This window comes from Vibrio sp. RE88 (assembly GCF_013113835.1).
GTDB lineage: Bacteria > Pseudomonadota > Gammaproteobacteria > Enterobacterales > Vibrionaceae > Vibrio.
Genome location: NZ_VTYQ01000006.1, coordinates 1 through 15,597, shown reverse-complemented (window position 1 = coordinate 15,597; position 15,597 = coordinate 1). Strand labels below are relative to the sequence as shown.

At 45.3% G+C, this 15,597-nt stretch carries 13 protein-coding genes; 9 read left to right on the top strand and 4 right to left on the bottom strand.

The window, feature by feature from the left end; translation table 11 throughout:
* Positions 1 to 10: 10 nt before the first annotated feature.
* The 9 genes from sicP (at position 11) to F0265_RS14910 (ending at position 11,090) form a co-directional block, all read left to right on the top strand.
* On the top strand, positions 11 to 442 hold the full coding sequence (sicP, locus tag F0265_RS14950) for a chaperone SicP (protein WP_171749500.1): 432 nt from the start codon (positions 11 to 13) through the stop codon (positions 440 to 442).
* Positions 432 to 4,148 (top strand): type III secretion system effector BopA family protein, encoded by a 3,717-nt coding sequence (locus tag F0265_RS14945; protein ID WP_171749499.1) that lies wholly within the window; start codon positions 432 to 434, stop codon positions 4,146 to 4,148. The genes sicP and F0265_RS14945 overlap by 11 nt, the downstream gene beginning before the upstream one ends.
* Positions 4,149 to 4,255: 107 nt before the next feature.
* Positions 4,256 to 4,612 (top strand): hypothetical protein, encoded by a 357-nt coding sequence (locus F0265_RS14940; RefSeq protein ID WP_171749498.1) that lies wholly within the window; start codon positions 4,256 to 4,258, stop codon positions 4,610 to 4,612.
* A gap of 2 nt (positions 4,613 to 4,614) precedes the next feature.
* Positions 4,615 to 6,660, top strand: coding sequence for an EscV/YscV/HrcV family type III secretion system export apparatus protein (locus F0265_RS14935; RefSeq protein ID WP_171749497.1), 2,046 nt, complete (start codon positions 4,615 to 4,617; stop codon positions 6,658 to 6,660).
* Entirely contained in the window at positions 6,644 to 7,963 is a 1,320-nt protein-coding gene (locus F0265_RS14930) for an EscN/YscN/HrcN family type III secretion system ATPase (protein WP_171749496.1), read from the top strand. The genes F0265_RS14935 and F0265_RS14930 overlap by 17 nt, the downstream gene beginning before the upstream one ends.
* Positions 7,964 to 7,967: 4 nt before the next feature.
* Positions 7,968 to 8,360, top strand: coding sequence for a hypothetical protein (locus F0265_RS14925; protein WP_171749495.1), 393 nt, complete (start codon positions 7,968 to 7,970; stop codon positions 8,358 to 8,360).
* Positions 8,353 to 8,799 carry a hypothetical protein gene (locus F0265_RS14920; RefSeq protein WP_171749494.1) on the top strand — a complete coding sequence of 149 codons (447 nt, stop codon included), beginning with the start codon at positions 8,353 to 8,355 and terminating at the stop codon, positions 8,797 to 8,799. The genes F0265_RS14925 and F0265_RS14920 overlap by 8 nt, the downstream gene beginning before the upstream one ends.
* Complete coding sequence (locus F0265_RS14915; protein ID WP_171749493.1) at positions 8,792 to 9,625, top strand: hypothetical protein; 834 nt, start codon at positions 8,792 to 8,794, stop codon at positions 9,623 to 9,625. Before F0265_RS14920 ends, F0265_RS14915 begins: the two co-directional genes overlap by 8 nt.
* 226 nt (positions 9,626 to 9,851) lie before the next feature.
* Positions 9,852 to 11,090, top strand: a complete 1,239-nt coding sequence (locus tag F0265_RS14910; protein WP_171749492.1) for a hypothetical protein — start codon at positions 9,852 to 9,854, stop codon at positions 11,088 to 11,090.
* Between the two features lie 92 nt (positions 11,091 to 11,182).
* Here the strand turns inward: F0265_RS14910 and F0265_RS14905 are convergent, their stop codons facing one another.
* From F0265_RS14905 to F0265_RS14890, 4 genes are all read right to left on the bottom strand, one after another.
* Complete coding sequence (locus F0265_RS14905) at positions 11,183 to 12,538, bottom strand: hypothetical protein (RefSeq protein ID WP_171749491.1); 1,356 nt, start codon at positions 12,536 to 12,538, stop codon at positions 11,183 to 11,185.
* Between the two features lie 3 nt (positions 12,539 to 12,541).
* Positions 12,542 to 12,991 (bottom strand): hypothetical protein, encoded by a 450-nt coding sequence (locus tag F0265_RS14900; RefSeq protein WP_171749490.1) that lies wholly within the window; start codon positions 12,989 to 12,991, stop codon positions 12,542 to 12,544.
* A 197-nt stretch (positions 12,992 to 13,188) separates the two neighbouring features.
* On the bottom strand, positions 13,189 to 14,604 hold the full coding sequence (locus tag F0265_RS14895; RefSeq protein WP_006962204.1) for a leukocidin family pore-forming toxin: 1,416 nt from the start codon (positions 14,602 to 14,604) through the stop codon (positions 13,189 to 13,191).
* Between the two features lies 1 nt (position 14,605).
* Complete coding sequence (locus F0265_RS14890) at positions 14,606 to 15,112, bottom strand: hypothetical protein (RefSeq protein WP_006962203.1); 507 nt, start codon at positions 15,110 to 15,112, stop codon at positions 14,606 to 14,608.
* Positions 15,113 to 15,597: the final 485 nt, after the last annotated feature.

Below are 15,597 nucleotides of genomic sequence, written 5' to 3'. Positions count from 1 at the left end.
GAGAACGACGATGAATCATGAACTACTACTAAATCGCCTTGGTGAAAAATTGGGGCTACCTTTGGTGTTTGACCAGTCAAATCAATGCATGTTGCTGTTGGATGAGCATCTCATGGTGTCAATGACACCGGACGATCAGGATTGGTTGCTGAACTGCATGCTTTTGAAAGTGGAACCAGAAATAGAGGGGAAAACTCTTAAGCGAGCATTACAGCTTAATCACGCGTTAACTAAGGTGGGTGCAGGTCATATCTTCTATGAAGAGAGTAGCCGTGCGCTTCTATATCAAGTTCGTATTCACTCTCCGCAAAGCGGTGATGAGATCTTTGAACAACTCACTGAAGTGGTCAATCAATATGAGCAATTGCACAACGACTTTCATCAACACGATTCATCCAATGACCATGTCGCATCACTAGGAGGCGTTTGCTATGCCGATTGAACTAAACCAATTTACAACCAATGTTGAAAATGGCCATCTAGTCTTGGCTGATAGTGGTTCAGGCGACCCAATTATCGTCGAATCTCAGTTTAGTTTTGCAGAAAAAGTGATGCAGTGGCTAACAAACATCCCTTTACTTGGAAATCTGAGCGCAGTTCAGGAATTTGCCCAACGCCAAACTGAGGGAAACCTTAAAACATTGGGGGTATTCCTGAGTGCGCTTGCGCATGAATACGGTGAAAAGTTTGCAGGTGAGGTGGCCAACAAGATGGATTTTAGTGGCCAGACACCTCTAACCGCTCGTTTAATTAAACAAGTGACGAAAGATTCAATAACCGATGAGAAGAAAAGCGCGAAGTTGGTCAACAGTAGCTTAAATCAAGCGATTTCCAGTTCGGTTGATGATAAGCCACTCGCACCTAAATTGACTCGGTTATCTCAATTGGAACAAGCGGCAAAGTCTCTAGGCGGTTATCTATGCCCAGTGCAGCTGCCGATTCCAAGCACATTATCGTATTTCTCTAGCTTTATATGGAGTGAAGAGGGTACGATGCAGAATCTTCAAAAAGAAGTATTGGCTTATAATCAGGCTGTCAAAGAGGCTTCTCTTTATGAAGAAGCCCAAAGGCTCGCTCAAATTTTCAAAATACCTCTTTCTACTCAACAAGTGACGGAAAGACTCTATACCTTTTCCGCTTCAAAGGTGGAAGTATTGCGAGATATTTTATCGAGAGTTGAGTCTGCCACAGAGCAGCTTCCTGAAAACCAGCAGCATAATGCTGCGCAGCTCAAACACGCTGTGTTTAAAGAAATCGAGCGACTAGAAGCGATTAAATCACTGGCTAGTCAGTATGAAGCCGCATGGGAATCGGAGTCTGCCGACTATCAAGCGCTTGAACAGTTTTATGCAGACTGTTCACCCTCACTGAAGTCTTCTCTCACCCCTGAGTTAACAAGGCTAAGCTTTGAATTTGTCACCAACTCGCCAAGTTTAGACAGCGAGACACTCGCCAATCGTCTGTCACAGAAACTGGTCCAGTATGCTTCAGACATGTCGACCGTCAATCTTCGAGTGCTGTCTGAAATCTTGGCGGAAAAAGTTCCTTCATTAGCGGATGAAGTGAGCACCCCATTTCCTAAAGAAGAGCAAAAGGCTCAACTTGGTGCGATCAATCTGATTCGACAAGCACTTAGCCAGAGCCGTGCGGAACTGCAGGAAGAACAAAAAGGCATCGAAGCCCGATTGGATATTCCGAGTAAAATGAGTCAGCTTCGCCACAGTGCAGCTGTTTTTGCCAAAGAAATGCAACAATTTATTGAGTCTGATTCAACGTTGGAAAATCAGTTTGCCGCTACGTTAGCTGTGTTGACAGGTAAGGACTGGTCAGTCGCGAAAGGTGATCGCTTAATGCCCGATGATATCACCGATTACGATGACTTAGCGTTAACTGCTCAGGTAAGAAACGAGCTTGAGCATTGCGATATCAGTGATAAAACACGCCTGCTCGCCGAAGATGTTATTCAAGCGCAGCATAGACTTCATTGGCTGGATACAGAGAACACCACAACTCATGCGCGAAACAATCGAGCGGGTGTTGATATCTACGCTGACATTGAAAGCAAACAGTTGGCAGACAACATTACCCAGAACTTGACTCGATACACCGAATATCTCGATGAGAAGATTCACGCAGCACAAGCCTATGTGGCTTCATTAGACGCTTTAGCACAGGAAGAAGTTAGTGACAGCGTCACCAATCAGGTTATCGCAATGCGCGAAGATGCTGAGCGTCGGCTGACTCGTTTAACAACGTTTGAAGCACAATGTAATACCGTACAAAAGGCGCAAGATACCAAAGTGTTGCTGAGTAATAAGTTAGCGCGTCTGGATACCATGTTAGATCAAACAATCGACGCCAATACCAAAAGGCTCAACCTACAAGGATTCTTATCTTTCTTAGCGCCGCTGAGGGCCAATAACGATCAGGTACGAGCATTGATCATAGAAGGTAAAGAACTACAAAGGGAATTAGATAAACAAGAAAAATACCTTGTTGATCTACATGGAAAAAACTGGCGAAACCAACCTGAAATTTCGTCAGAAAAAGAAGTCGTGCAATTCAAAAATCTTGAGTTGAGCATGGCGTCTCTGGAGAAGGACATTGAGCTTCTTGATGATGAGCATGAAAAATCAATGCTGGAGCTGAATCGTTTTGATCGGCTCGTATCTAGAGAGAAAGGCTACCCAGGAGTCAGTGGCAATAGTCTGGAGTCGTGGTCAGCGTGGATAAAACAAAATGTAGCGGGTAACTGGTCAGGGGATTATCGCCCTGATTTGAGTACCTTGATTCTGGAACGTCAGATGGCGAAGTCAGGAATAAGCAACTACGCGGAGGCTTATTCAAAACTTTTTAACACGCTGCTTTCTGGTGACGATGAATCTAACTATGCCAGCGTCATGAAAACACTCGGACAACTTCATAACTGGGCAATGGCACACCCTGTCGAGTCACAGGTGCTTGCAGGCAACCTGACCCATGCTTATCAGATCATTAGTGCCAATAACGGTTGGTTTGGCGCCGACCTTGCAGCTATGGCTTCGACTGTCTGGAAAACAGGCACGATAGAGAATCAGGTTAAGGACATCTTACAAGGGCGTCGTCAATTTTTGCCTAACCATGAGTCCATGTCGATGAGCGCAGAAATGATCGCGTTATTACACCTGACCCAGTGCTTGCCATACCTGGCTGGTGCAGGTAAAGGTGTTGCCGGCAGCGGTGTTATTGCGACAAGTGTAGGTCAGCTTGTGACGGTATTGGGGTTAGGGTCATCAATCAGTAAACCTCTGGCCAGTATGTTAGGTGGCATGGTTCAAACATGGTCAGAACGTAAAATGGCCAACGTCGTTAATCGACATCGTTCTACTGAAGTGATGGTCAATGCTCTGATGGCTGGCATTCATACACAAGGCAGTTTCAACGAGCGTGCACAAGCAGCGGCGTCTTATACAATGCAACGTCAGGCTCTACAGGACGTTGGTACTCTATCCAGAGATTGTTTTGAAACCAATAAAGCGGGTGCAATGAGTCGGATGTGGCAGGACGCCAAGAACACCTGGCAAGAGATGAACTGGAAGGCGAAAGCTTTTTCCGTTGCGACCACAGCTGCATTAACAGTAAGCGGGGCTTCGATTGTGGCTTTGATGGTCTTCGCAATTGTAGGAACTGGCGGGCTTGCCATCGCAGTCATTGCTGGTGTTGGCACAACACCAATTAGTGCTTATTTTTCCAGAACAGCATTGAACTTAATTGCTTCGACTAATTTCCTAGGAATGAATGATGCGCATAACAGGGCAAAAGAAAAAATGACTCAGCAGCGTATCGATGAAGCACTAAAACGGCTTGCAAACAAAACCAAAGATGATCAGCGCTTAGGGGATTTACTTGGTGACTCTCTCAAAGATGCCGGTCAATTGATTCAGCTTAGCCACCTACCGGAAGATCAACGAGAAAAGTCATTTCGTTACCAGATCGCGAGCATAGCTTCAGAGCGGGAACAGCAAGCGATTGAACAAAATGTGCGTAGTAAAGCTGAGCTTATCGACCTAGCGAAATCTTATGTACCAGAGTCTTTGCTGGGCGACCAAATTGATTGGGATACGTGTTACCAGCAAGTAGAAAAAGCATTGGTTGAACAAACCGCTTAAACTCATGTCGCCTCGGAACAATCCGGGGCTTATTTCAGGTGTAGACCTGATATCCCCAGAACCTTAATCCTCGCATCATAGAGCCATAGGTAATTTATGGAACGGTTATGGATCTGCAAATCACGAGAAACATTGAACAGCTTATTGCGTTGCTCAGACTGCCAGAAGTTCAGGTTTCAGACATCATAGAAATTCACCGGAAACCTTTTGGCTTAAGGCTGGAAGTGCAGGGCGCTCGACTCATGCTGACTTCGTGGTTATTAGAGAGTAAAGGCCATGATTTGGACAATGCACTCACGCGAAATCAGCCCGAACGATTCAATGGATTACCTCAACGTATTTTTCCGATTAAGAGCCAACTGTTTATTAGCGCACTATGCCCTGAACAGTTTGATGCACATCAGTGGTTTCGTTTGTGTCAGAAGCAACGTCAGTTTCTGTCGCAGCTAGGTGGAGGAGAGTAGCTATGTCAATCGCAACGCGTTGGTTAGCGAAAGTAGCCGGAAGACAAGACATTATCCTCAGCGCAATGCTGGTGATCGCCGTGTTTATGATGATTCTACCTTTGCCGACAACCTTGGTGGACGTACTTATCGCTGTCAATCTGGGGATGTCGATCATCCTGCTTATGATTGCAATCTATATTCGTGATCCGCTTGAGTTCTCAGCGTTTCCTTCCATGTTGCTGATCACCACCTTATACCGCCTTGCGTTGACCATAAGCACCAGTCGACTGATTTTGCTTCAACATGACGCCGGTGAAATCGTGTATACCTTTGGGGACTTCGTAGTCGGTGGGAATCTGGCCGTTGGTATTATCGTCTTCGCCATCATCACTATTGTTCAGTTCATCGTTATTACTAAAGGTTCAGAGCGTGTCGCAGAAGTCAGTGCACGATTCTCGCTTGATGGTATGCCCGGCAAACAGATGAGTATCGACGGAGATATGCGTGCTGGAATCATTGATGCGAAAGAGGCCAAGCGTCAGCGCTCAGTGGTTCAAAAAGAGAGCCAGCTTTACGGCGCAATGGATGGGGCGATGAAATTCGTAAAAGGTGATGCGATTGCCAGTGTTATCGTGATCTTAACTAACATCTTTGGTGGTATTGCTGTTGGGGTCCTTCAGCACAATATGTCGGCGTCAGAAGCACTAAATACTTACGCCATTTTATCCGTTGGTGACGGGTTAATTGCTCAAATTCCATCGCTGCTTATCTCTATTACTGCAGGTTTAATCGTGACTCGTGTTCCGGGCGAAACCAAAAACAACCTTGCCAATGAATTGGTTCAACAAGTTTCCCGTCAGCCCTCATCACTCCAGATGGCCGCAGCGGTGATGTTTGTGTTTGCGATCATTCCGGGTTTTCCATGGTTTGTATTTGGTCCTCTAGGTTTAGCGGTGTTGGGTGCATCTTTTTGGTTAACTCGAAAAGAGAAAAACAAAGAGGATCATCAGGGCTTTGTTGCCAATGAGAATGTTGAAGCCAGTGGTGAGCAAGAAATGACGCCCGGAGCTGTGCCTCTTATGTTGGCGATAGGGGAAGACCTGATTGAAGAAAATCTAAGCAAATCCCTACAAACGCTTAGATGGAAAATGTTTGAAAAACTGGGTTTACCTCTTCCTGAAATTCAGATGCAAGTGCTTCGCAATGGCCGTCAAGATGAATTTGAACTGCTCTTATATCAAGAGCCGATCATTAAACTGAATCTGACGAAGCAGAATATCCTGACACTGAAAGGCATCGATGGGTTCGACAGTGAACAGAATAAGCTGGCGTTTAATCAACAAATCTTATACTGGTATCCGCTCGAGGCGTTAGAAACCATTCAACTTTCAGGGCAGGAGTATTATCAGGGTAACGATATCGCTACTCGCCTCGTTGAGATGGCCGCCCAGCATTACGCCAAAGAGTTTTTGGGCGTGCAGGAAACACGTTATCTGATGGATTCCATGGAAATGCGCTATGCCGAACTGGTCAAAGAGCTGCAGCGCTTATTACCTGTTAGCAAGGTGACCGAAATTCTTCAGCGTCTGGTTGAAGAAAACATCTCAATCCGCGACTTACGTACCATCTTCGAAACACTTGTGGAATGGGCGTCGAAAGAGAAGGACACCATTATGCTGACGGAGTATGTGCGTGTCGCCTTGCGCAGACATATCCGGCGTAAATTTACTGTTGAAGAGGGCTGGATTCCGATGTTGTTGATTGGTGACAGTATCGAAAACCAAATCCGTGAATCTATTCGACAGTCAGCGGTTGGGGCATACAGTGCGTTAGATCCGGAAGAAGAACAAAAGATCATTACATTGATTAAAGACAAATTGCCGGGTCACATGCCTTGTGTGTTGCTGACGTCATTAGATGTGAGGCGTTATCTGAGAAAGATCGTTGAGCCAACCATGCCGATGACACCGGTGCTCTCTTTTCAGGAGATAGGCGACGACGCCAGCATCAAAGTGATTGCGCAAGTCGACACATTAGCGGAGGTGCCAAATGCAATTGCCGGATAAAACGAATTTAGCCGAAGCGCTCAATCAGCAACTGTTTCCTGATCTGCCTCTGGCACCGACATTTCGCCGATTTGGAAAGATTCTGGAAGTCACGTCGACGTTAATTCGTTCCACCTTACCCGGAGCAAGACAAGGCGAGCTGTGCATGATTGGTAACGATCTCAAAGCAGAAGTGGTGGCCATTAAAGGTGAAGAGGCGTGGCTATCACCTTTTCGCTCAACAACAGGGATCGGGACTGACATGAATGTAGAGCCCATGGGGCATGGTCACAGAGTGATGGTCGGTGAAGAATTACTCGGGCGTGTAGTAGACGGGTTGGGTCACCCGATGGATGAGAGTAATTGGCTTGGTAAATGGCGAGAAAATCACGGCGAAGCTCCCGATCCATTAAAGCGTAAGTTGATCAGTAAAGTTATGCCTACCGGGATCAGAGCTATCGACTCAACGCTCGCGTTAGGCGTGGGTCAGCGTGTTGGTATTTTTGCCGCAGCTGGTGGCGGTAAAAGTACGCTGCTTGGCATGCTAGCGGGTCACTGTGAAGCGGATGTTATCGTGCTGGCCTTAGTTGGAGAGCGGGGAAGAGAAGTCCGAGAGTTTATCGAATATTGCCTTCCACCAGCCGCGAAAGAGAAAACAGTGTTGGTTGTCGCGACATCGGATAAGCCGCCATTGGAGCGCATGAAAGCAGCAGTAACAGCAACGACGATTGCAGAGTATTTTCGTGACCAAGGTAAGAATGCTCTGCTTATGGTTGATTCATTAACTCGTTTTGCGCGAGCGGGCCGCGAAATTGGCCTTGCCGCAGGTGAACCACCTGTAGCTAACGGGTTTCCGCCGAGTGTGTTTGTACAACTTGCTTCTTTACTTGAACGTGCCGGCCCAGCGCCTGTCGGGAGTATTACCGCTATCTACACCGTGCTGGTGGAAGGAGACAATATGAACGAGCCTGTTGCAGATGAAGTACGCTCAATTCTTGATGGTCATATTGTGTTATCACGCAAGCTAGCAGGTGCGGGACATTATCCAGCGATAGATGTTAACGCAAGTGTAAGCCGCGTTATGGATCAGATTGTCACTGCCCAGCACAAAGATGACGCCAAGCACCTAAGGCATTTGTTAGCGCTCTATCAGGAAGTACAGTTACTCATTCGAGTCGGTGAATATCAGCCGGGTCAAGATCCTGCCACAGACGAGGCAGTAGCTAAGTTTGACTCAATCGAGCGCTTTCTCTGTCAGGGGGCAAACGAACTTTCACCGTTTAAAGAGACACTTCAGCAGCTAAATCAATTAAACGGAGGGTAAGTGAATGGCACTATCCAGTCAGGAAATTGATCTTATCGAACAACTGCTTCATGTGCGTAAACGTAAAGAAGAGCGGCTACAAGCCCAATGGAATCAGCTCAATGAACAGCAAGATAAATACAAGCATGAAAAACAACGCTCGTATCAAGAGTGGCTTGTTTCACGGGAGGCGTTAACAAAACCTCTGCAAACTGAAGATGTTATGGGTCGTAGTCAACTGAACCAACTCCTAGGAGAAAAGCGGAGTCAGTATATTGAAGAGCGTTCTAAAGCTGATTCAGTCGAGGACTGGCATAAACGAATCGAGCAGTTGGAACGTGAAAAGTCAGAACTATGGAGCCAGAAAACAAAGCTGATAAGAGGTCAGGAAAAGCTAAAAGAGGTACTGGATGAGTAATAAAATTGAACACGTGAATAGTACTGCTTGGCGTGTTGAAGGCGTTGCTGGTCGTCATGACGCCGATCCTGAGCTTAGACAGCGATTTATGACTCTATTCCATACACAGCAAGATGTAGAAGCACAAACCGATACACCAGATACTTCCGCGCGGGTGCCACCTTCCATTTTAAATGAATTATCCGCAGTGAATCATGTTAGCAAATGGGGAAATGCAGAGCTTCACAGAGGTGAAAATAGCCTTTCGTTTAAATTGCTCAATGGCCCGATGTCAGGCTTAGTGATCTTTGCTCAATGGGACGCACAAGGCGTTGCGTTAACTCTGAAACCCAAGAACCAAAAACAGCAAGACGCACTGAATCGCATCATGCCGAAAATAAAAAGCCGTCTCAATGAATCCGCGTTAAAAATGACAATAGAGGTAAACCGCTATGACTGATCTAATTGAAATGAGCAAGGTGATTGGCACTGGTTTAGAAAACCAGCAGTGTCAGCTGTCGTTACAGAAAGTTGCGGGGGAAGGTCAGTTTTGGTCATATCGAAGTGATTCAAAGAGCGGCATATGGTGCAGCCATTCCGATTGGAATCAGGGTGTTACTGAGATAACCGCTATCGAATCGTTAAGCATGATCCCTGAAGATCTTTTCCCAACACTTGTCGCTGCCATGTTTTCCGCAGTGAGCATTCCGTTTGTCAGAGATATCAGCACGCAAGGTGCAGAGTGCTGCCTGCTTGATGGCATCTATCCGGTCGTTCAGTGTCAGGGTTATCAGTTCGTGTTGGTTGGGTTTAGCGCCACATGGCTAAAGCGTCTGACTACGCATTGGACGCGTTGCTCAGGGGAAAGTATCAAAGTCAGTGTGCCTTTGGTCGCAGGCTACACAACGGACATCAATTCAATCTCACAGGGCAATGGAGTGTGGTTAAAAGAAGGTGTAGACCCTGATGAAGGTAAAGCGATCTTGTGGTGGGATAAACCGCTGGCAATCGTTCAGTTCGAGGGAGAACAAACATGGTCTGTGGAGCAGGTATTCGCTCCATACTCATTTTCTGAAGCGGTTAGCTATGTCCAGCTAGCCTCACTCGAGGTTGATTTACCTACGTTGCTGCAATTGGTTGAGGGGCAAACTATCGAAGCACCACTGACGTGTGAAACTGCCTGTAAACTCGTGTCCGGCAACCATTGCATTACCTCAGGCGAACTCTTAGTCAGTCATGATGGGGGGGTTTTCTACGCGAACAATACGCATACAGAAGCCGCTTAAATCTAAAGGAATTTTGGGGCTGAGCCGGTTGGTCTGACTTACCGGCTTTTTGTATAATAAGCCTCAAAGCCAAAGACTCACATCTGGTCAAACCACATTTCTCGTCTATTTTTCCTGTTTTGATATTGAACGTTTGAAAGCCATTTCATAGTAATTACCACAGCATAGGTACTCCTTTAGTTACCCGTTTCAGGACTCCGTATGTCAATCTAGAGGAGAGGTTCTTATGTCACTCAATATTAGCGGCACTTTTGACCGCACCATTAGCGATGCTCGCATTGAACATGTAAAGCAAGCGAATACAAAGGAAGAAGCTACCTACATGGGGCTTTGGGATAAAATCAAAGATTGGTTTTGTGGGACAGATAAAGCTCAAGCGCTTGCACATCTATATGAAATCACACATGAAGTTGATATTGAAACTTCTGAGTCCGCCTCAAAGAAAATGGAAGCGTTCTGCAAGCTGAATCAATTGGCGGGTAGTGGCTTTACCAATCGCTTTCAAGGAGAAGTTATCGATAACCATGATGGCACATACAGTTTTGAGTTTGAAATCACGGATGTGTTGGCAAAAACGCGCGTGAGTTATGGTGAAGTATCGAAAGAAGCGGATAGTATCCTTGGGCGAGAGCTGACGAATCACTCCCAATATTTGCTTGAAGATAACGTCAGTCGCAACGGGCTACAGGGCGCATTGGCTCGCGTATCATTTAACGATGAGAACGATACGTACCAAGGTGTTACGCCTTCCACACAATATCAACTTGCGACGGAACTCCTCAGCCCACAGGCAAAAAGTCAGATGTCTAGAGACAGCCAACTTGCTCAAAATTGGGTAGCAGTGCAAATGAAATGTGTGGATCACTTCTCTGATCAACGCGCTCGTCTAGAGCAGTTAGAAGGGGCAGGGAATGGTACTCCAATAGAATGGGTGCAACGAGGGTTAGCTTCACTCAATCAAATTCACACCTCCGTCAACAAGTACTTTGCAAGCCAACAAGAACCCGTTGAGCCTATGTCACTAAGCCGAACATCAATAAAAGAGGTAGGTTTGAAGTCAAAACCTTTACCACCAACTCAGGTAGAGAGGTTATTGCCAACACTGACTCTACCACCCAGAAATGACGAAGCGTGGAATATGGGACGCGATGAAGACGGAGAAAAACGCTACCGTGATATTGGGTTAATTGTTCATTTACTAGAATCGTTGAAGAATTACCAAAATACTCACTGCGAATATCAGGCTGAGCCAAACTTTCAATACAAGGCTGAAAGTGGAGGTGTACGATCAGATTTTCATCGCGCTGGAGACATAGCAAGAGAGCAATTCTTTAACGCTGCAATCACGGCAGGCTACGACCTCAACAACCAAGAGATTTATCGACAAGTCGACCATATCGCCGGAATGTATCATTCATTGAATTATGAATCACTGTTGACCACAACAGGTACTTTGCTGAGCTAACTAAAATAAGAAAACGGAAGGTAGTACCTTCCGTTTTTGGTTCATTTCAAACAATTTTAAAAACTAGGTTTCAGTTATTTCTAGTTATTAGCTTATCGCGAGTCAGACTCCGCAGTAATGTGTTCTAAGTCAATGAGATAAGGAGGAATGGTGTAAGCAGAACCGTTAGGTATGTCTCCAATCAAACTCTTGTTCGCTATCATACCCGATGGAAGCTCCCCACTCTTGTTTACGATATCAGGACGAAGCAGCTCTATCCCTTCAATAACATTAGGGTTCTGGGCACTTGTTGCAATAATCCCGTTTAACATACCTGACATCATCATCGCCTGTTCTGCTACCTGCACAACAGAATCACGGTAGCTTTGATCGGAAAGATCCTGCGGCTTACTAGGATGAACCACTTGCAGGTGCTCGTTGATTCTGTCTCTACTTACAGATGTGGTTGCTCCCATTAACGGAACGGTGCCATTTTCATCATTGTGATAGTAACTTTGCTCGAAGTTCATATTTCCTAAGCCAAAGTCCACATCAAAATGATGGCCGCCTTTTTCCTTTAAGTAAATCAAGCGGGAGATGTCCGAAAAATGCTTGATGCCGTCCCACTTATCACTACCACCTTTTTGTAAATGGTCACATGCTTTTCTAACCATATTATTCAGTTCAGATTTAGACAGCACACCCGGCTCCGGTTTAGGAAGCGGTTTCTTTCTTAAACGATCGAACGTGCTTTGTGTTGGGTCTGGCTTAAACATCGTATCGATATCACAAACCTCATACCCATTCGCACGCAGTATGGTCCTTTGCGTATCTCGTTTGTCGATTTCTTCCTCTAGGAGCACGTCACGTTTCATGAGTTCAGCTTCTAATGAAGAAGAGTACCACATGCTGTGCTTAAACTGGCTCCCCTTAGATTTGTCTGCAGACTCGAGCAGGACATGCATCGCTTCCTGGCTCATCGCGCCACCTGACCAAAAACGATGAATGGTTTGTGGAATAGGTTTGCTCTTATTCGTACCAATCTCTACCCCCGCTACTGTAGAAAGTATGTCTAGTAAAGGTTGGCGTCGATGATCTCTTTGGGAAGTGAGATCTATTTTCGCATCCATATCCCCAACAACATTAAAGTTGTTTTGACCTGCTTTCGGCTCGTAATTCTGTACATTTGCCTGCTCGTGTTTATGTTGTTGAAACTTCGCTTTATGATGAGCGCTGCGACCGATGATTGGATCGATCTCTTTACTCTGACTGGCTTGTAGCGGTTTGCTCCCTAGCACCTGAGGAATACTCTCAGTTACAGGTGAAGCACCTTGCGAAGGTTGAGAGGAAGACATACTCAAGTTGCTTGTGGTTACTCCTGTTACTTCACCGTATTGTACGCCTGATGATTGACTGGTAGAAGCAGTAGAGGAGGTGGCAATACTATGATTAGCTTGAATTTCGGGCATAACTTAGCCTCCCAATTGAAGTTCATGTTGGAGTAACGCTAGCTTGTTAGTAAATCCTCGGAAAACCGTCTCTAAACCATTTTCTTCAGCTAGCATTTGTGAACTGACCAAAGCTTTGAGTTCATATCCGTTGTCGCCTAAACCCAAAGTGACTTGACCACCTTCGACGCCTTCTAGCGGAGGTATGATTAGAGAGAGTACGGAAGCAGCGTAATCCATCAGTTTTGAGTCGGTCAGATCTGGTAACTGGCTCCAAAACCATAGGCCGCTATTCATCCTCGATAACATGACATCAGGCAATCCCTGAATCTGAATCGCCAATGTATTTTCAGCGTGCAGATCACGCAGTGTTTCCGGTGACAATCCTATATTCACCAAAAAGTGACTGATCAATGTATCCAGTTCCTGATTTAGAACCGGTTGTGAGTTCATCGAGTGAATTGGAGGAGGCATAGGGCTACTCTCGTGTTGAAATATGACACATTCACGTTATAACGTGCCCAACAAACTCAATATCTAAACTCATATGACTCTTATTAAAGCTGGTCTGACCTAAACCATTAAAAACTCGGCATTACTGCAATTTCTTATGCGGTACTTACAACAAAAAAACGGAAGGCAATGCCTTCCGTTTTTGCTTCATTACAAGCTTAAAGTTTGATTTGCTGTAGCGTTGGTTTCCATCTCGCGTGTGTCGCTTCATCTTCAGGTGTCACGCCAACGTTACGACCATCCAGAATGTTAAGCACATAACGCTTGTTGGTGCCATCGACGTAGCGACTGATCAGCTTGTCGTCTTCCCAGAACCATTTTTGAGCAAGGTTAGAGCTACATGACTCAACGGTTAGGTTCTTATCATCAGAAACCGTCAGACAACGATCTGGTGCAACACGGCTACGGTAGCGTTCATCGCTATCTAGACCCCAAGTCTGGTTCCAACTTCCGTGACAGCTCCAGCCATCCACTTGGCCACCCTCGGCTTCTTTGTCGCCATTGGTACCATAAACGTCTAGGCACAGGTCGTTGTTGCTTAGCGACTGCAAGGTCACATGTGCTTCAGCTTCAAACAGTGGGTGACTCCAGTCTATACGAACTGTACGTGGAATTGACCATCCTGTCGTTGCCCAACCACCGGGGCCGTACACAGAGAACAGTGCTGATGGGATAACATCACCATAGCGTGCTTTAGCAATGAACTTCGCGCCAATCTCAAAATCCGTAGTTCCGGTCTGAGAGACAGGAGCTTCGTATATGACGTCATAGTTAGGCTTAAAGTTAGCGTAAGAGATTGGGTTGAATTTCGATTTATCGAATACCCATCCGCTTCCCCAGTGCGCTGATGTAAAGTAGCAGCCAAGTTCTTCACGGCGTAGCTCTTGACACTCATCAAACTCACGCTCAAAAGCAATTTCAAAATCGCTTAATGAAGAACGGTTGTTTACGCGGTAGTCTTTGGTATCAAATACCAGTGTTTTTTCATTCTTATAGCTGAATGAACCGCTCACTTCTGCACTGACTTTAGGGCCATCTTTGCCAACTTCCGCACCGGCTGAGCCGTTAATACCGATCGAATAGCCGTGGGTGTCACGATGTTGGTAGTCTTTGTTTTCGTTATGAGGGAAATCGCTGACTTTCTTAGGTACGTAACCAGACACTGGTTTAACCCATAACTCATAGCTGCTCGCAAATGGGCCAATGTACGTGCGACGATTCGCCCAGCTTTGGAACCAGCTGTGATCTTGTTGCAGATCATCAACGAGATGGAAGCCTGTTCCAGCTTTATCCGCCTCAACAGTAAAACGTACGATCTTAGCGTCTGGTGTGAAGCCTTGCGAAGTAGAAGACTGAACCGAGCGCATCTGTGATACGTTGACGCGAATATCAACCGACGCGCCTGCGTTACACCAATCTCGCTTCGTATCGAAATCTTTACTCGTATAAAGATTACACGTCAGCTTTGAGCTGGTGATGTAGTAGACCTTTTCAACAACAGGGACGTAGTCGTCCGCGAACGCATTGACAGAAGCAGCAAGTAAAGAAAGAGTGAAAATTGTAGAAGTTTTCATATTACTCACCTCCAAAGCCAAGACGATCAAGAGCATGAACCAAAGACTGGTTAATACTATCTAACTCAGCCGCTGGGTTATTCACTGGGTCACCATTCTCATCGCGGACGTCCGCAACAATAGAGTTGATGATGTTATCGCCTTGATACATGCCAGTAACCACAACAGGTGCATCACTGCCAAGCCCAGTTAACGATTGGCTAAGGTCAATCTTGGCATCTTCACCTGAGACTTGTCTCAGGTCGATGACGACCGTATCACCTTTAACAACATGTGATTTTGCCAACGCAATATCATCATCTGATGCGGTTCCCACATTGATGTAGAGTGCATCGGTTTTAGCCAAATTTCCGTTGTAAAACTGAGTTGATTGCTGATAGTGCTCAGTGATTGATTGTGAAACTTCACTTTCACTTCCAAGTATCTGAATATCAGCAAATGCATGTGCAGCAAACAAAGAAGAGAGTAGGGTAAGTGTCCCTAACACTTTAGTTTTGTTATTGTGCATACAAAGATCCTCGTAAAGAGTTATTACTTAATAACAATTCAAACGTCAGTTAACTTTCCATGATATTTTGTTGTCATCCTTGAACGAGAATAAATACCTCTTGGAACCAAGCTATATTCCAAATCAATCCCCGTGTTTTATTTAGTAACATGATAAATAGATTTCCGAAAAGAGATTTTTTAGATGGATTCACTGAATTCTTATGTCCACCAACCAACACAAAATGTGATCTCCATTCAGCATAAAAGCATTGTGAAACCTCCTCCCAATTGCTCATAAATGATACAGATATTGTACTGTTAATGATCTAAATGCGATTTTTGTTATTTAAATAAAGAGTTTAAAAAAGCGAGTTGAAAAGTGTGATTTTCACATTAACACAAATACAATTAGTTATTTTTCAATAACTTAAGATATTTTTGGAAGTTTTGTATTACGATTATCAAAATAACGAATAGGTCTTAATCTAGTCATAAATACAATTC